Origin of the sequence: Lutimaribacter pacificus, from assembly GCF_900142185.1 — a bacterium.
Taxonomy (GTDB): domain Bacteria; phylum Pseudomonadota; class Alphaproteobacteria; order Rhodobacterales; family Rhodobacteraceae; genus Lutimaribacter; species Lutimaribacter pacificus.
Map to the genome: position 1 here is coordinate 19,376 of NZ_FQZZ01000016.1, position 18,012 is coordinate 37,387.

The 18,012-nt window shown below is 67.2% G+C and carries 14 protein-coding genes; 8 read left to right on the top strand and 6 right to left on the bottom strand.

Annotated elements, in window-relative coordinates:
• Nucleotides 1-100 precede the first annotated feature (100 nt).
• Together F3H87_RS21035 and F3H87_RS21040 are read right to left on the bottom strand one after the other, a co-directional pair.
• Entirely contained in the window at nt 101-652 is a 552-nt protein-coding gene (locus F3H87_RS21035) for an ActR/PrrA/RegA family redox response regulator transcription factor (RefSeq protein WP_149789417.1), read from the bottom strand.
• Between the two features lie 75 nt (nt 653-727).
• Nucleotides 728-1,357 (bottom strand): SCO family protein, encoded by a 630-nt coding sequence (locus tag F3H87_RS21040; RefSeq protein WP_149789416.1) that lies wholly within the window; start codon nt 1,355-1,357, stop codon nt 728-730.
• Between the two features lie 107 nt (nt 1,358-1,464).
• Here F3H87_RS21040 and regB point away from each other — a divergent pair, with 107 nt between their 5' ends.
• The 8 genes from regB (at nt 1,465) to galE (ending at nt 14,086) form a co-directional block, all read left to right on the top strand.
• Nucleotides 1,465-2,859 carry a sensor histidine kinase RegB gene (regB, locus tag F3H87_RS21045; RefSeq protein ID WP_149789415.1) on the top strand — a complete coding sequence of 465 codons (1,395 nt, stop codon included), beginning with the start codon at nt 1,465-1,467 and terminating at the stop codon, nt 2,857-2,859.
• A gap of 67 nt (nt 2,860-2,926) precedes the next feature.
• The gene (locus F3H87_RS21050) at nt 2,927-4,477 is read left to right on the top strand and encodes a PAS-domain containing protein (RefSeq protein ID WP_149789414.1); all 1,551 of its coding nucleotides are present in this window, start codon (nt 2,927-2,929) and stop codon (nt 4,475-4,477) included.
• A 39-nt stretch (nt 4,478-4,516) separates the two neighbouring features.
• The gene (gene tsaE, locus F3H87_RS21055; protein ID WP_149789413.1) at nt 4,517-4,999 is read left to right on the top strand and encodes a tRNA (adenosine(37)-N6)-threonylcarbamoyltransferase complex ATPase subunit type 1 TsaE; all 483 of its coding nucleotides are present in this window, start codon (nt 4,517-4,519) and stop codon (nt 4,997-4,999) included.
• Nucleotides 4,992-6,017, top strand: coding sequence for an aminoglycoside phosphotransferase family protein (locus F3H87_RS21060; RefSeq protein WP_149789412.1), 1,026 nt, complete (start codon nt 4,992-4,994; stop codon nt 6,015-6,017). The genes tsaE and F3H87_RS21060 overlap by 8 nt, the downstream gene beginning before the upstream one ends.
• Nucleotides 5,993-6,685, top strand: coding sequence for a nucleotidyltransferase family protein (locus F3H87_RS21065; RefSeq protein WP_149789411.1), 693 nt, complete (start codon nt 5,993-5,995; stop codon nt 6,683-6,685). The genes F3H87_RS21060 and F3H87_RS21065 overlap by 25 nt, the downstream gene beginning before the upstream one ends.
• Entirely contained in the window at nt 6,678-9,614 is a 2,937-nt protein-coding gene (gene addB, locus F3H87_RS21070; protein WP_149789410.1) for a double-strand break repair protein AddB, read from the top strand. The genes F3H87_RS21065 and addB overlap by 8 nt, the downstream gene beginning before the upstream one ends.
• Nucleotides 9,611-13,006 (top strand): double-strand break repair helicase AddA, encoded by a 3,396-nt coding sequence (gene addA, locus F3H87_RS21075; RefSeq protein WP_149789409.1) that lies wholly within the window; start codon nt 9,611-9,613, stop codon nt 13,004-13,006. Before addB ends, addA begins: the two co-directional genes overlap by 4 nt.
• A gap of 63 nt (nt 13,007-13,069) precedes the next feature.
• Nucleotides 13,070-14,086, top strand: coding sequence for a UDP-glucose 4-epimerase GalE (galE, locus tag F3H87_RS21080; RefSeq protein WP_149789408.1), 1,017 nt, complete (start codon nt 13,070-13,072; stop codon nt 14,084-14,086).
• Here galE and F3H87_RS21085 read toward each other — a convergent pair.
• From F3H87_RS21085 to F3H87_RS21100, 4 genes are all read right to left on the bottom strand, one after another.
• Nucleotides 14,071-14,709: a sugar transferase gene (locus tag F3H87_RS21085; RefSeq protein WP_149789407.1), complete on the bottom strand. Its 639-nt coding sequence runs from the start codon at nt 14,707-14,709 to the stop codon at nt 14,071-14,073. The genes galE and F3H87_RS21085 overlap by 16 nt on opposite strands.
• Entirely contained in the window at nt 14,706-15,542 is an 837-nt protein-coding gene (locus F3H87_RS21090; RefSeq protein WP_188129266.1) for an NAD-dependent epimerase/dehydratase family protein, read from the bottom strand. Before F3H87_RS21090 ends, F3H87_RS21085 begins: the two co-directional genes overlap by 4 nt.
• A 102-nt stretch (nt 15,543-15,644) precedes the next feature.
• Entirely contained in the window at nt 15,645-16,985 is a 1,341-nt protein-coding gene (gene glmM / locus F3H87_RS21095) for a phosphoglucosamine mutase (RefSeq protein WP_149789405.1), read from the bottom strand.
• 190 nt (nt 16,986-17,175) lie between these two features.
• The coding region (locus F3H87_RS21100; protein WP_149792014.1) for a TRAP transporter large permease at nt 17,176-18,012 on the bottom strand (837 nt) is incomplete at its 5' end.

Consider the following 18,012-nt stretch of genomic DNA (forward strand, 5'->3'; position numbering starts at 1 on the left):
GCGATGCCCGGGCCGCTGTGCGGCTGTTCCGGGCAGGGTGCATTATTCAGAGGGACAGAAGAGTCCCGCGCGGGCGTAGCCTTCCCGCTGACAGGCCGCTTTACCGCGGCGAGCGTTTCGCCAGGATTCGCTGCAGGGTCCGGCGGTGCATGTTCAGCCGGCGGGCGGTTTCGCTGACATTGCGGTCGCACAGCTCGTACACCCGCTGGATATGTTCCCAGCGCACGCGGTCGGCGCTCATCGGGTTTTCCGGGGGCGGGGGCAGTTCGTCGCCATTGGCCAGCAGCGCGTTGGTGATGTCGGTGGCGTCGGCCGGTTTCGACAGGTAATCCGTGGCCCCGATCTTGACCGCGGCGACGGCGGTGGCGATGGCGCCATAGCCGGTCAGCACCACGATCCGGCAATCGGGGCGCTTTTCGCGCAGCACCTCGACCACGTCGAGGCCGTTGCCATCCTCAAGCCGCAGGTCGCAGACCGCATAGGCCGGGGGGCGCGCGGTGGCGATGGCCTTGCCGGCGGCGACGGACCCGGCGGTTTCCACCTCGAACCCGCGCTTTTCCATCGCTTTTGCCAGACGCTTCAGGAACGGCTCGTCGTCATCGACGAGCAGAAGGCTCCGATCCTCACCCAGATCCTGAAGTTGCTCGGGCATACGGCGCTTCCTCCTGTTTCGCGCAAACCTAGCGTTTTCTATAGTGTGGGCAACCCTGCGTCAAACCTTAGCAAATCAGTGGGCTTCGACGAAGCACTGGATGCCGTCGGCCAGTTGCTCCGGCGTCAGGTCGCGCTTGAAGAATTCGACGAACCCTTCATCCGGGAAGGTGAGATAGGAAAAGGTCGAGTGGTCGATCAGGTAATACTCCTCGTCGCCCTCTTCGGGTTCCTGTTTCCTGTAGTAGGTGCGATAGGCCTGGCTGGCGGCCTTGACCTGTTCGGGCGTGCCGGTCAGGCCCACCATGCGGGGATGCAGGTTGTCGGTGAAATCCGCCAGCAGTTCGGGCGTGTCGCGGTCGGGATCGACCGAGATGAAGACGGGTTTCACCATGACGCCGCGGCTTTCCAGGATCTCGATCGCCTCGGCGTTGCGCGAATTGTCGAGCGGGCAGACATCGGGGCAGAAGGCATAGCCGAAATAAAGCAGCGTGGGGCCGTCGATCACATCCTTGTCGGTTACGGTCGTGCCGGTTTCGTCGATCAGGGTGAAGGGGCCGCCGATCTGCGCGGCGCCGCCGGCCACGGCGGTGGTGCGGCACTGGGCATATTTGTCGTCGGTCCGGCCGCCCATGGTAAAGGCCCAGATCCCGGCAAGAAACACAATTGCAACGACAGCGGCGACGATTGCATATAGACGTGTCATGACGGGTTTCCTTTCGCAGATCCGGCCCGGCGGTCACCGGGCAAATATGAATTTCCGGCGCATATTCAACGCCGCCGCCATGGATGCAACGGGACGAAAAGGCGCAGATGGTTGAACCGAACCTGAGCATACTGAAAGGCCGCGACCGGGGAAACTGGATCCGGCTGCGCACGCTGATCCTGTTGCGCTGGGGTGCCATCACCGGGCAGCTTTCGGCGCTGATGGTGGCCAACCAGGTCTATGACCTGGACCTGGAATACGGGCTGTGCCTGCTGGTGGTGGGCATCTCGGTGATCGGCAACATGATCGCCATGTTCATCTTTCCCGAGAACAAGCGCCTGTCGGAGACCGAGAACCTGCTGATGGTCCTGTTCGACCTGCTGCAACTGGCGCTGTTGCTGTACCTGACGGGCGGGCTGAACAACCCGTTCTCGGTGCTGATCCTGGGGCCGGTGGTGATCTCGGCCAACGTGCTGAGCCTGCGGTCGACCGTGTTCCTGGCGGTGACGGCGATCGTGGCGGTGACGGTTCTGTCGACGGCCTATATCCCGCTGCGCACGGCCGAGGGGCTGGTCATGCGCATCCCCGACCTGTTCATATTCGGCAACTGGGTATCCATCGTGATCGCGGTGGCGTTCCTGAGCATCTATTCCCGCCGCGTCACGGTGGAGATGCACACGATGTCGGATGCGTTGCAGGCCACGCAGATGGCGCTGTCGCGCGAGCAGCGGCTGACCGACCTGGGCGGCGTGGTGGCGGCGGCCGCGCATGAACTGGGCACGCCGCTGGCCACGATCAAGCTGGCCAGCGCCGAGCTGGTCGAGGAACTGGATGACCGCCCCGACCTGGCCGAGGACGCGCGGCTGATCCGCGACCAGGCCGACCGCTGCCGCGATATCCTGCGCTCGATGGGGCGGGCCGGAAAGGACGACCTGCACCTGCGGCAGGCCCCGCTGAGCGCGGTGCTGGAAGAGGCGGCAGAGCCGCACCGCGACCGCGGCAAGACCCTGCATTTCGATTTCCGCCCGGCGGACGGCGCGGATGCGGCGCAACCGGCCATCCTGCGCCGGCCCGAGATCATCCACGGGCTGCGCAACCTGATCCAGAACGCGGTGGATTTCGCCCGCGACCGCGTCTGGATCGAGGCGGAATGGGACGACAGCCGGATCGGCGTGCGGATCATGGATGACGGGCGCGGCTTTCCCCAACACCTGCTGGGGCGGATCGGCGACCCGTTCATGCGGCGCCGGCGCACCCCCGAGGACCACAGCCAGCGCCCCGAATACGAGGGTATGGGGCTGGGCCTGTTCATTGCCAAGACGCTGCTGGAAAGGACCGGGGCCGAACTGAGTTTCGCCAACGGGCACGATCCGTTCCTGGCCCCGTCGGAACATCCCGAACGCTGCGGCGCGATCATCGAGGTCGTCTGGCCGCGCGACAGGATCGACCTGCGCGCCTCGGGGCTGCCGGTGACGGCCCGGAACGCGCCGCTGGAAGCGTAAACCGTTAACCATTTGATAACCGTTGCCGGGGCAGGCTGTACCGGGTCGGGCAGACGGGCGGGGCGCGATGGTGGCCAATGCGGATATTCTGGTTGTTCTTGCGTCGGTGGTGCCGGGATGCGTCGCCGGTATTGCCGCGTTGCTGTGGATGGCACGCGGTGCGGCGCACACGGCGCCGGCCGATATCGCCCCACCGCAACCGGCCGCACCGGAGCCGGCGGTTCTTGTCTTTCACGGCCGCGACCTTGTGGACCTGTCGGACGGGTCGGGATTCTTCGACCGGTCCGGCGGCGCGGGCGATGACGAATGGTCGGCGATTTCGCAATCGCTCGGGCTGCGGTTCTTCGACTTGCCCGACGATCCCGGCGCGATCGACGAGGGCGAAACCGTGCTGTCGCCCCACGATCCGCGCGATCCCGGCAGGCTGGTCCTGACGAAGCAGGACGAGGTTCTGCGGCTGGTCCTGCATGGCGATCCGGCGCAGGGTATCAGTGGCCCGGTCCTGCACCAGTGGCAAAGCGCGCTGATCGAGCTGCGCCTGATGCGCAACAGCCTTGCCCAGACGCCCACCCCGATATGGGTCAGCGATGCCGGTGACAGGCTTATCTGGGCGAACAGGGCCTATGTGACCCTTGCCGCCGACCTCGGGTATGCCGCGCCGGACCGGGGCGGTGCGGCGCCCGTCCTGTTCGACGCGCTGGAGCCGGGGAAGAACGGCTTTGCCACGCGCCGCGACTGCCTGACCGAACCGGGCGGGGACGTGCGGCGCTGGTATTCGCTGTGCGCGGTGGATGCGGGGCCGCGGGTCATTACCTTTGCGCTGAAAATCGACACGGTGGTGAACGCCGAGATCGCCCAGCGCAATTTCGTGCAGACCCTGACCAAGACATTCGCGCATCTGGCCACGGGGCTGGCCATCTTCAACCGCGACCGGCAACTGGCGCTGTTCAATCCGGCGCTGGTGGACCTGACCGACCTGCCGGTCGATTTCCTGAGCGGCCGGCCGACGATCCTGAGCTTTTTCGACATGCTGCGGGACAACCAGATGATGCCCGAGCCCAAGAATTACTCGAGCTGGCGGGAACGGATCGGCACGCTGGTCGCCGCGGCCAGCGATGGCACGTTCCGGGAGACATGGTCGCTTGCCTCGGGGCAGACCTATCGCGTGACGGGCCGGCCGCATCCCGATGGCGCAGTCGCGTTCCTGTTCGAGGATATCAGCCACGAGGTATCGCTGACCCGCAGTTTCCGGTCCGAGCTGGCGCTGGGCAATGCCGTGCTGGACCAGATGGATGCGGCGATGGCAGTGTTTTCGGCCGACGGTGTCCTGACCTTTTCCAACGCCGAGTTCCGCGATGTCTGGGGCGTCGATCCCGACAGCGCCTTTGCCGACACCACGATTGCCGACGCGGTCACGATCTGGCGCGCCAAAAGCGCGGCGGCAACCCCGTGGGACGCGGTGGAAGAGGCGCTTTTGTCCGGCACCGCGCTGGAAGACACGGTCATCGGCATGGCCGATGGCAGCCGCCGCCGCTGCCGGGTGCGGCCGCTGATCAACGGCGCGCGGATGGTGATGTTCGCCCGGCTTGCGCCGGTGCCGGAACACAGCGTGGCGTAAGGCCTTGCAGGCGGGCGCAGGGGCGTTACTGTCGCGCGCATGTCGCCCGAAACACGCCACCTGACCCTGCACCTGAGCACCGCCGACGACACCGCCCGGCTGGCCACCCGGCTGGGGGCCGGCCTGCGCGCGGGCGACGTGCTGCTGCTGGACGGGCCGATCGGTGCGGGCAAGACGCATTTCGCCCGCGCGCTGATCCGGTCGCTGCTGGCCGCGCCCGAGGACGTGCCCTCGCCCACATTCACTCTGGTGCAATCCTATGATGGGCCGGAATGCGAAATCTGGCACAGCGATCTCTACCGGCTGGGCCATCCCGACGAGGTGGTGGAGCTGGGCCTCACGGATGCGTTCGACACCGCGATCTGCCTTGTGGAATGGCCCGACCGGCTGGGCGACCTGGCGCCGGACTCGGCACTGACACTGGCCTTTGCCCCCGGCCCGGAGGAGGAGGCGCGCGCCGTGGCGATCTCGTGGCAGGACGCGCGATGGGACGACAGGATGAAGGAGTTGGCGGATGGCTGACCGTGCGGCCGAGGCCGGCAATTTCCTGAACGGCACCGACTGGCGCGGCGCGCGGCGCGAGATGCTGGCCGGCGACGCGTCGAACCGCCGGTACGAGCGCGTGTTCCACCCGCAGACCGGGCAAAGCGCGGTGCTGATGGATGCCGACCCCGACAGGGGCGAGGATGTGCGCCCCTTTACCGCCATCGCCCGCCACCTGTCGGCGCAGGGGCTGAGCGCGCCGCGCATCCTGGCCGAGGATACCGCGCGGGGTTTCCTGCTGCTGGAGGATCTGGGCGATGCACTGTTCGCCCGCGTGGTCCTGAGCGATCCGGGGCTGGAACAGACGCTTTATGCCGCCGCCACCGATGTGTTGGGCGCGCTGCACCGCGCGCCCCTTCCGGCGGGGCTTGTGCCTTATGACCCGCCCGTGATGACGCGGATGGCGGCGCTGGCGCATGACTGGTACCTGCGCGGCGCCATCGGGCCGGACCCGGCGGCGAAAGACACGTTTTCCGCCGCGTTCGAGCCTGTTCTGGCGCAGATTTCGGACGGGGCCAAGGTGCTGATCCAGCGCGACTATCACGCCGAAAACCTGCTCTGGCTGCCGGAGCGTGACGGCGTGGCGCGGGTGGGGCTGCTGGATTTCCAGGATGCGATGGCGGGGCACCGCGCCTATGACCTGATGTCGCTGTCGCAGGATGCCCGGCGCGACGTGCCGCCCGAAATCGAGGCAGCGATGATCGCGCGCTATGTGCGCGACAACGACATGGACCCGACCGCGTTCGAGGCCGCCTATGCCATTCTGGGCACCCAGCGCAACCTGCGTATCCTGGGCGTGTTCGCGCGGCTGTCGCTGCATTTCGGCAAACCGCATTACATCGACCTGATCCCGCGCGTCTGGGATCACCTGATCCGCGATCTGGACCACCCCGCGCTGACCCCGGTGCGCGCGATGGTCGTCAATGCGCTGCCGGAACCGGATGGACCAATCTTGCAAAGGCTGAAGGATCAATGCGGAACCGTCCCGACGCCGTGATGCTGTTCGCCGCCGGGTTCGGCACGCGCATGGGCGCGCTGACCCGCGACCGGCCCAAGCCGCTGATCGAGGTGGCGGGGCAGGCGTTGCTGGATCATGCGCTGGCGCTGGTGGCGGATGCGGGCATAAAGCGGGCGGTGGCGAACACGCATTACATGGCCGACAAAATCGCCGCGCATCTGGCGGGGCGGGATGTTGCCCTGTCGCATGAGACGCCGGATATCCTGGAAACCGGGGGCGGGCTGCGCCATGCCCTGCCGCTGCTGGGGCAGGGGCCGGTTTTCACGATGAACACCGATGCGATCTGGCAGGGGCCGAACCCGCTGCGCCTGCTGGCCGAGGCGTGGGACCCGGCGCGGATGGACGCGCTTTTGGTGACTGTTCCGCCTGAAAACGCGCTTGGGCATGGTGGCGCGGGAGATTTTCTGCGGGACCGTAACGGTCGCCTGTCCCGCGGCAAGGGCGAGGTTTATAGCGGCGTGCAGATCGTCAAGACCGATGCGCTGGCCGATATCGCGGAACCTGCCTTTTCGCTCAACCTGTTGTGGGACAGGATGCTGGCCGATGACCGGCTGTTCGGGGTCAGCTATCCGGGCCGCTGGTGCGATGTCGGCCGCCCCGAGGGCATCGCGCTGGCCGAGGCGATGATCGGGGGCGGCGATGTTTGACCCCTCTGGCAAACCGCGCGTTTTCGGCCTGCCGCCGGGGGTCGATTTCCCGGCTGCGCTGGTCCGGCGCCTGACCGATGCCTATGCCGGCAAGCCGCCCGAGGCGCTGGCGCGGGTCCGGCTGATCGTGAACACGCGGCGCATGGCGCGGCGGATACATGAGTTGTTCGCGCAGGGGCCCGCGCTGCTGTTGCCACGGATCGAACTGGTGACGGACCTGGCCGAGGCGCAGGTTCTGACCGGCATTCCCGCCGCCGTTCCGCCGCTGCGCCGCCGGCTGGAAATCACGCAACTGGTGGCCGGGCTGCTTGAGCGGGAAACCGATCTTGCGCCGCGTTCGGCCCTGTATGACCTGTCGGATTCGCTGGCCGCGCTGATGGACGAGATGCATGGCGAGGGCGTGCCGCCCGACGCGCTGTACGATCTGGACGTCAGCAACCATTCGGCCCATTGGGCGCGGTCGCTGAAATTCCTGCAGATCGTGCAGCATTATTTCGACCGGGCGGGCGAGGCCCCGGATGTTGAGACCCGGCAGCGCATGGTGGTGGCCGGTTTGGGCAAGGTTTGGGACGAAAACCCGCCCGATAACCCGGTGATCGTCGCAGGCTCGACCGGGTCGCGGGGGACCACGATGATGCTGATGCAGGCGGTGGCGCGGCTGCCGCAGGGGGCGATCGTGTTGCCCGGTTACGATTTCGACATGCCGGGCGCGGCCTGGGCCGATCTGGACGATGCGCTGACGGCCGAGGATCATCCGCAATTCCGGTTCCGGGCACTGATGAAGCAACTGGGGCTGGGCCCCGGCGATATCCGGCCCTGGACGGACGGTCCGGCATCGAACCCGGCGCGCAACCGGCTGGTGTCGCTGGCGCTGCGCCCGGCGCCGGTGACCGATTGCTGGCTGGCCGAGGGGCCGGGACTGGGCGATCTGACCCCGGCCTATGACGGCGTGACGCTGATCGAGGCCCCGTCGCAGCGCGAAGAGGCGCTGGCCATCGCCATGCGCCTGCGCGAGGCGGCCGAAACCGGGCAGGTGGCGGCGCTGATCACGCCCGACCGGATGCTGACCCGGCAGGTCACCGCGGCGCTGGATCGCTGGGGTATCCTGCCGGATGACAGCGCGGGCACGCCGCTGCAACTGACGCCGCCGGGGCGGTTTTTGCGGCATGTTGCGGCCCTGTTTCACCTGAAATCGGATGCCGCGCAGCTTGTGACCCTGCTGAAGCACCCGCTGACCCATAGCGGGACGGAACGCGGCGCGCATCTGCGCTGGACCCGCGAGCTGGAACTGCACCTGCGCCGCAAGGGCGTGCCGCATCCGACACCCGAAACCCTGCAGGCCTGGGCGATCAGGCAGGACGAGGACGGCGCCTCCGACTGGGCGGCATGGGTCGCATCCTGCCTGCTGGGGCGCGAGGACGGGTCCGTTCTGCCGCTGGCCGGGCATGTGGAGCGTCACCTGTCGCTGGCCGGGCTTCTGGCGCAGGGCCCCGCCGGCGAAGGCAGCGGCGGGCTGTGGGCGGAAAAGGCGGGCCGCAAGGCGCAGGAAACCGTTGCCGAGTTGCAGGCCGAGGCCGCGGCGGGCGGGCCGATGAACCCGGCGGATTATGCCGCGCTGTTCAACGCGATACTGTCCCGGCAGGAGGTGCGCGACCGCGACGCGCCGCATCCGCATATCCTGATCTGGGGCACGCTGGAGGCGCGGGTGCAGGGCGCCGACCTGCTGATCCTTGGCGGGCTGAACGAGGGCACGTGGCCCGAGATGCCCGCGCCCGACCCGTGGCTGAACCGGCAGATGCGGCACGATGCGGGCCTTTTGCTGCCCGAACGGCGGATCGGGCTGTCGGCCCACGACTTTCAGCAGGCCATCGCCGCGCCCGAGGTCTGGCTGACCCGCGCGATCCGGTCGGACGATGCGCAAACGGTACCGTCGCGCTGGCTGAACCGGCTGCTGAACCTGACGCAAGGCCTGCCGGAGCAGGGTGGCGCGCAGGCGGTTGCGGGCGCCCGCGTGCGCGGGCAAGGCTGGCTGGACCAGATCGCGGCGCTGGAGCGGGTCGCGCCGGTGCCGCCCGCCACGCGCCCATCGCCCCGGCCACCGATTGAGGCCAGGCCACGCGCCCTGTCGGTGACCGAGATCAAGCACCTGGTGCGCGATCCTTACGCGATCTATGCAAAGCATGTGCTGGGGCTGCGGCCGCTCGACCCGCTGATGCGCGCGCCCGATGCGCTGCTGCGCGGGATTGTCACCCATGACGTGCTGGAAAGGTTCCTGAACGCCGTCACGAATGACGGCGCCCCGCTGACAGCCGCGCGCCTGATGGAAATAGCAGAGACTGTTCTGGCCGAAATGGTGCCCTGGCCCGATATGCGGGCGCTGTGGCTGGCGCGGCTGGAGCGGGTGGCCGACTGGTTCGTCGCCACCGAAGAGCTGAGGCTGGGCCGGGCGAAACCCGTGGGGTTCGAGATCAGCGGCCGGCATGACATGGCGGACCCGATCTTTACCCTCAAGGCCAAGGCCGACCGGATCGACCGCGACGATCTGGGCCGCCTGCATATATACGATTACAAGACCGGCAAACCGCCCAGCGGCAGCCAGCAGGCCAGTTTCGACAAGCAATTGCTGCTTGAGGCCGCGATGGCCGCCGAGGGCGCGTTCGAAGGGCTCGATCCCGCCGAGGTGGCCCGCGCGGTGTTCATCGGCCTTGGCAGCAGCCCCGAAGAGGTCGGCGCGCCGCTGGACGATCACCCGCCCGAAAAGGTCTGGTCCGAGTTCGCAAAGCTGGTTTCGGCCTATTTCGAGCCCGCACAGGGGTTCACCGCCCGGCGCGCCCTGTTCAAGGAGGACGACCCGACGGATTACGACCGGCTGTCGCGCTTTGGCGAATGGGACACCACGCAAGACCCCTGCGGGGAGGATCTGACATGATCCGCAATGACGCCTCCGAGGCGCAGGTGCGCGCCGCCGATCCGGGCAATTCGACATGGCTGGCGGCCAATGCCGGGTCGGGCAAGACGCGGGTGCTGACCGACCGGGTGGCGCGGCTGCTGCTTGAGGGTGCGCAGCCACAGCGCATCCTGTGCCTGACCTATACCAAGGCCGCGGCCAGCGAGATGCAGAACCGGCTGTTCAGCCGGCTGGGCGACTGGGCGATGCTGCCCGATGCCAGCTTGCGGCAGGAATTGCAGGAACTGGGGCAGGAGGGGCCGTTCGACGCAGCGACGCTGGCCCGGGCGCGCACGCTGTTTGCCCGCGCCATCGAAACACCCGGCGGGCTGAAGATCCAGACGATCCATTCGTTCTGCGCGGCGATATTGCGGCGCTTTCCGCTCGAGGCCGAGGTCAGCCCCGGTTTCGCGGAAATGGAGGATCGCGCCGCCGCGCTGCTGCGGGCCGAGATCGTGCAGGACATGGCCGATGGCGAAGATGCCCGCGCGGTGCAGGCGCTGGCGCTGCACCTGACCGACCAGGATTTCGAGGACGTGACCGGCGCCATCGTGGGCCATCGCGGGGTGTTCGCCGACCCGCCCACGCGGGACGAGATCGCCGAACGGCTGGGGCTGCCGCCGGGTTTCGGGCCACGGGACCTGCAAGCGCGGGTTTTCCTTGGCGACGAGGCCGATCTGCTGGCCACGCTTGTCACCGCGCTGGAGGGCGGGTCGTCCAACGATCTGAAGGCAGCGGCCCGGCTGCTGACCATCGGGGTGCCGGACCTGTCGGCGCTGCCCGTCCTGGAAGGCGTGTTCCTGACCGGCGAGAAGGCGAAAGAGCCGTTTTCGGCCAAGACAGGCTCTTTCCCGACCAAGGCGACGGCCAAGACCATCGCCGATGCCATGCCCCGGATCGAGGACTGGATGCGCCGTGTCGAAGAGGCGCGCGACCTGCGGCTGGCGCTGGACCTGACAGGCAAAACCGCCGCGCTTTACGATTTCGCCGCGGCGTTCCTGCCACGCTATGCCGCGCGCAAGCAGGCGTTGGGGTGGCTGGATTTCGATGACCTGATCCTCAAGGCGCGCGACCTGCTGACCGATCCGGGCGTCGCGGCCTGGGTGTTGTATCGGCTCGATGGCGGGATCGACCATATCCTTGTGGACGAGGCGCAGGATACCAGCCCCGAACAATGGCGCGTGATCGAGCTGCTGGCGCAGGAATTCACCGCGGGCCAGGGCGCGCGGGCCGATGTGGCGCGCACGATTTTCGTCGTGGGGGACAAGAAACAGTCGATCTATTCCTTTCAGGGCGCCGACCCGCGCGAATTCGACCGGATGCAGGGGGAATTCCGCGCCCGGCTGGAAAACGCGGGGCCGGGGCTGGTGCTGTCGTCGCTGGAATATTCGTTCCGCTCGGCCGGGCCGATCCTGCGGCTGGTGGACGAAACCTTTGCCGGGCGGGACAATTCCGGCTTTCCCACGGATAACCGCCACCGGGCGTTCAAGGACCGGATGCCGGGGCGGGTGGATATGTGGCCACCGATCGAGCCGGTGAAGAAGGCCGAAGAGGGCGATTGGCACGACCCCGTCGACCTGCGGTCCGAGGATCACCACAGCAAGCAGATGGCCCGCCGGATCGCCGCCGAGATCCGGCGCATGATCGGCGACGGCACCGCCATCCCTGAAGAGATCGGCAATTCCGGCGACTATCGGATGCGACCGGTCAGGGCGGGCGATTTCCTGATCCTCGTGCAGCGGCGTTCGGCCCTGTTCGCCGAGATCATCCGCGCCTGCAAAGAGGCCGGCCTGCCCATCGCCGGGGCCGACCGGCTGAAGGTAGGGGCGGAACTGGCGGTGCGCGACCTGGCGGCGCTGATGTCATTCCTTGACCTGGTCGAGGACGATCTTTCGCTGGCAATCGCGCTGAAATCGCCGCTTTTCGGCTGGACCGAGCAGATGTTGTTCACCCTCGCCCAGGGGCGGGGCCGCCGGTATCTGTGGCAGGTATTGCGCGAGCGGAAAGCAGAGTTTCCGCAAACCGTCGCGGTGCTGGACGACCTGCTGGGGCAGACGGATTTCCTGCGGCCCTATGACCTGATCGAACGTATCCTGACCCGCCATGACGGGCGGCGCAAGCTGCTGGCGCGGCTGGGGGCCGAGGCCGAGGACGGGATCAACGCCTTTCTGTCGCAGGCGCTGGCCTATGAACGCAACGCTGTGCCTTCGCTTTCGGGCTTCCTGCAATGGATGGAAACCGACGAGCTGGAGATCAAGCGCCAGATGGACAGCGCCGGCGACCGCATTCGCGTGATGACGGTGCATGGCGCCAAGGGGCTTGAGGCGCCGATCGTGATCCTGCCCGATACCGCGAAACGCGATGTGCAGTTGCGCGACGCCTTTCTGGTGCACCAGGGGCAGGCGCTGTGGTCGGTGTCGCGGGTGGCGATGCCACACGCCGCCGCCGCCCCGCGCGAGGCGCTGATCGACCTGCAAAAGGCCGAGCGCGACCGCCTGCTATACGTCGCCATGACGCGGGCCGAGAAATGGCTGATCGTCGGTGCCGCAGGCGAATTGGGCAAGGACAGTGACTGCTGGTACGACAAGATCGCCGCCGGAATGGCGCATTGCGGGCAGGTGGAGCACGATTTCGGTTTCGGCACAGGCACGCGGCTGGAAGCGGGGGACTGGTCGGCAACCGCCCGGCCGGCCGATACCGGCGAACAGGCGCCGGAACCCATCTTGCGCGACGTGTTTCGCCATGCGGCCCCCGCACCGGAGCCGGGTATCGAATTGCTCAGCCCGTCCGACCTGGGCGGCGCCAAGGCGCTGCCGGGGGCGGAAGGTCAGGACGAGGACGCCGCCAAACTGTATGGCACGCAGGTTCACGCGCTGCTGGAACACCTGCCCGCCCACCCGCGCGATGGGTGGGAGGCGCTGGCCCGGCACATCCTGTCGCAAGGGCCGGACCGCGCGGAACCGAGCGCATTCCGCGCGGTTTACGACGAGGCGCTGCGCAACCTGACCGATCCCGCGCTGGCGCATCTGTTCGCCCCCGATACGCTGGCCGAGGTCGCGCTGAGCGCGGAGTTGGACGCGGCGCGACGGCTGAGCGGGATCGCCGACCGGCTGGTGATCGGGGCGGACAGTGTGCTGGCGGTGGATTTCAAGACGAACGTCACCATCCCCGCCACGCCCGCGGACATCCCCGAAGGCATCCTGCGGCAGTTGGGCGCCTATGCCCATGCGCTGCGCCAGATCTATCCCGACAGGCAGATCGAAACAGCCGTCCTTTGGACCCATCAGGCGCGGCTGATGCCGGTCGCCGATGACCTGACGCAAGGTGCCCTTGCCCGGTTTCTTGCCACGCCGCTGCCGGAGGGCGGGCCCTAGAATGATATTGGCCCGGGGCGCGATTGCCGTTATCACGCGGCCAACAGGACCGGGGTGAATGCGATGCGGGTATTGGTAACGGGTGGCGCGGGCTATATCGGGTCGCACACGATTGTCGAGCTTCTGGCGCAGGGGCACGAGGTCTGCGTTGTCGACAATTTCGACAACTCGTCACCGGTGGTTCTGGATCGCATCCGTGACCTGACGAACCGCAACCTGGGTTTTCACGAGGCCGATATTCGCGACACGGCGACGATGACGCGCATCCTGCAGGAGTTTCGCGCCGATGCGGTGATCCATTTTGCCGGGCTCAAGGCGGTGGGCGAATCCGAAAAGCAGCCGCTGCGCTATTTCGACGTGAATAACGGTGGAACAGTGTCGCTTTTACAGGCGATGGATACCGCCGGATGTCGGCGGATCGTGTTTTCGTCGTCGGCGACGGTCTATGGCGAACCCGACTATCTGCCGTTCGACGAGGCGCATCCCTGCCGGCCCACCAACGTCTATGGCCGCACCAAGTATTTCGCCGAGGAAATCCTGCGCGACTGGCAGCACGCCACGCCCGGCAGCGCGGTGAGCCTGCTGCGCTATTTCAACCCGGTGGGGGCGCATAAATCAGGCCGGATCGGGGAAGATCCGCGCGACATTCCCAACAACCTGATGCCCTTCGTGGCGCAGGTCGCGGTGGGGCGGCGCGACAGGCTGTCGGTTTTCGGCGGCGATTACGACACGCCGGACGGCACCGGCGTGCGCGACTATATCCACGTGGTCGACCTGGCGCGGGCGCATATCGCGGCGCTGGATTATGCCGCCGGGCGCGAGGGCACCGAGGTGTTCAATATCGGCACCGGGCACGGGTATTCCGTGCTGGACATGGTGCGGGCCTTTTCCCGCGCCTCGGGCAAGGACATAGCCTATGAGATCACCGACCGCCGCCCCGGCGATATCGCCACCTCGCTTGCCGATCCGTCACGGGCGAATACGGTTCTCGGCTGGAAGGCCGAGCATGGCCTTGACGACATGTGCGCAAGCACCTGGGCCTGGCAGTCGCAGAACCCGCAAGGCTACGACGGGGACTGACGCCGCGCGAACCGCCCCGGCGCGCAGCGGCGGAACAGGGTCGCCACCATCAACCGCAGATCGAGGCTGAGGCTGCGCCGCGCGGCATAGATCCGGTCCAGCGCGGCCTTGCGCGGCACGCATCGGGTGACATAGACCCGCTCGGTTTCGTCGGCGGTGCGGCAGGCGGACAGCAGCCGTTCCTCGGTGCGGTGGTAGACAAGCGTGGCAAGCCCGGTGATGCCGGGCCGCTGTCGCAGGACATCGGCATAAAGGTCGGGGCGCAGTTCGACATAGCGGCGCAGGGGTGGGCGCGGGCCGACAAAGCTGAGATCGCCGCGCAGCACGTTCCAGAGCTGCGGCAATTCATCCGCGCGGGTCCGACGGAGGAACCGGCCGGTGCGGGTGATGCGATGCGCCTTGTCGCCGCCCGAGACGCCGGAATCGTCACTAACCATGCGCATTGTGCGGAATTTCCACAGCGTAAAGGGCTGCTGCGGCGTGCGCATCCGCTCGGACCGGTAAAGGACCGGGCCGCCATCGAGGACAAGGATCGCCAGCGCCAGGATCGCGATTACCGGCCATAGCAGGGCCAGCAACAGGATGGCCACAAGAAGATCGAAAATGCGTTTTCCCGGCGTCATCGCTGCCCCCTGAACAGGGTTGCGGCATCGGCCAGCAGCGTGGCGGGATCGGTCGGGCCGGGATCGACCAGTTGCCTGAGCCGGGTCAGATCCAGCAGAACGGTGCCTGCCTGCGGGGTTTTTGCCGGTGTCCACACCAACTGTCGCCCGGCGGCACGCACCAGATCGGCCATGTCGATCACACCGTCATTGGCGACATTGACCACACCGGGCAGCGCCGTGTTCGGGCAGGTCAACAGCACGTCGATCACCCGCGCCAGCGTGGCATGGTCCAGATAGCTGCGCCGCGGCCCGTGGCCCCCGGCAAAGCGGTCCACCCGCACCGGCCCGCGATGCCGGATCGCGGCAAAGGCGCTGTCGGCCCCGGCGACATTGCCGATACGCAGGACACAGGCGGCGGGGCCCTGGGGGTTGGCGGTTTGCCAGGCGGCGATGGCCTGTTCCATCGCCAGCTTGGCCTTGCCATAGGCGCTGCGCGGATCGGTCTGCGTTTCATTCCGGGGCAGGGGTGCGGGGGCATAAACGGCGGCCGAGGAGCAGTGCAGCACCCGCTCGGCCCCCAGCGCCGCGCCCAGCGCCATCGCCGCGCAGGCCAGCGGGACATTCGCCGCCGGATCGCCGCGTCCCGGCACCACGCCCCAAAGCGCAACGATGGCACGAACGCGCGCCGGACCCGGCCATGGCACACCCGGCGCCCAACGAATACCGGCAACCGGCCCGCGCGCCTGCCAGAACACATCGGGGCGATTCGCCCAGCGCATATGCAGAATGCGTCCCAGCCGGCCGTTGCCGCCCAGAACCAGCACCGGATCGGAACATGCGACTCTTTCCACCGGAACCCCTTGGATATTCATTCATAAGGCGATGTTTTGCCTAATGTAATACCCTAAAGGTTGTGAAATCCAGTGCGGATCAGAAGGGGGCAGCCGGTCGGTTCAGACCTCGGCCCGGATCGCGGCGGTGACGGTTTCAAGAACGCGGTCAAGCAGCGCGAGGTCGTTCGCCTCGCCCATGACGCGGATCAGCGGCTCGGTCCCCGATTTGCGGATCAGCAGGCGGCCATTGGTGCCAAGATCCTTTTCACCCTTGGCAATCGCCTCTTGCACGGCATCGACCTCAAGCGGGGCCTTGCCGGCGGCAAAGCGCAGGTTGATCAGTTTTTGCGGGACGGGGTCAAAGACGCGCACCAGCTTGCTGGCCTTGTCGCCGGTTTCAACCATCGCGGCCAGGAATTGCAGCGCACCGATCAGGCCGTCGCCGGTGGTGGCGTAATCGGTCATCACGATATGGCCCGACTGTTCGCCACCAAGGTTGAAGCCGCCCGCGCGCATCCTTTCCACCACGTAGCGGTCGCCGACCGCGGTGCGTTCAAGGCCGACGCCCTTGCCTTCGAGATATTGCTGAAGCCCGAGGTTCGACATCACGGTCGCCACCAGCGCGTTGCCGGCAAGCCGCCCCTCGTCCGCCCAGCGCGCGGCGATCAGGCCCATGATCTGATCGCCGTCGGCGATCCTGCCCTTTTCGTCGATCAGGATCACCCGGTCGGCATCGCCATCCAGGCAGATACCCAGATCGGCGCGGGTTTCGCGCACCTTGCGCGCCGCGGCCTCGGGGTGGGTCGAGCCGCAATCCTCGTTGATGTTGAAGCCGTTGGGCTCCACCCCCAGCGGGATCACCTCGGCGCCCAGTTCCCACAGGACGGCGGGTGCGGTGCGATAGGCCGCGCCGTTGGCGCAATCCAGAACGATGCGCAGCCCGTCCAGCCGCCTGCCGCGTGGAAAGGTCGTCTTGGCGTATTCGACGTAACGGCCGCGCGCATCCTCGAACCGCCTGGCGCGGCCGATGTTTTCCGGCGCGGCGGGGGCCACGCCCTCGTGGAACAGGCGCATGATATTGGCCTCGGCCTCGTCCGACAGCTTGAACCCGTCGGGACCGAAGAACTTGATCCCGTTGTCGCTGGCGGGGTTGTGGCTGGCCGAGATCATGACGCCCAGGTCGGCGCGCAGGCTGTTGGTCAGGTAACCCACCGCCGGTGTCGGGACCGGCCCCAGCAGAAACACGTTCATGCCCGTGCTGGTGAACCCGGCGGTCAGCGCGTTTTCGATCATGTAACCCGACAGGCGCGTGTCCTTGCCGATCACGACACGGTGTTCCTGCTGGTCGCGGCGGAAATGCCGGCCCGCCGCGGCGGCCAGTTTCAACGCGACCTCGGCGGTCATCGGATACGTGTTGGCACGCCCGCGCACCCCATCGGTGCCAAACAGAGACTTGGACATTCCGGCCCCATCCTGGAAAAACTCGTTTCCCGCGGTGATATGCGGATTGTGCGCGCCTGTCCAATGCAAGTGGGAAATGCCCGTCAGGATCGCCGGTATCCGCCTTGGCGGGTGCGGGCCCGGACGGGCGGGCCACATAACCGGCGGGCCAGTATCATGTGGCCCGCCGGGGTTGTGATTATCCGTGCGATCAGTACCTGAGGCCGGGCAGCCACAGGGCGATCTCGGGGAAGACCATCAGCAGCAGGATACCGATCAGCATCGGGATCACGAAGGCGATGGCCCCCTTGGCCGTATCCGTCATGGACAGGTCCGGCACCACTGTGCGCAACACGAAGAGGTTAAGCCCCACGGGCGGCGTGATCGCCGCGATCTCGATCTGGATCGTGACGATGACGCCGAACCAGATCGGATCGTATCCAAGCCCCACGATCGTATCCAGGAAGATCGGGACGACGATCACCAGGATGCTGAGCGGATCGAGGAACATCCCCATGATGAGCAGCAGCACGTTGATCATCACGATGATCACCCAGGGTGCGACGTCCAGCCCGGTCAGGAAACTGGAAATCTCCTGCGGGACGCCCAGCCGGGTCAGCACGAAGGAACTGAACAGCCCGCCCACCAGCAGCAGCATGAACATGCCCGTGGTGCGCACCGTCTTTTCCAGCGCCAGCCGCAGCACGCCGCCGCCAAGCCGGCCCATGACCAGCGCGACGAGAACCGCACCGGCCGCGCCGAACGCCCCGGTTTCCGAGGGCGAGGCGATACCGGCATAGAGCGCGCCGATGACCATCAGCGCGATCAGCACGGTGGGCAGCGCCTCGGCGCTGGTCTTCATCCGCTCCGACAGGCTGACGTGGCGGGTGATGGGCGGGGCAATTTCCCTGTTTCTCAACACCTGCAAGACCACCGTTCCCGACAAAAGCGCCGCCATCATCAGGCCCGGCAGGATACCGGCCAGGAACAGCCCGCCGATCGAGGTCTCGGTGATGACGCCATAAAGGATCATCGGCACCGAGGGCGG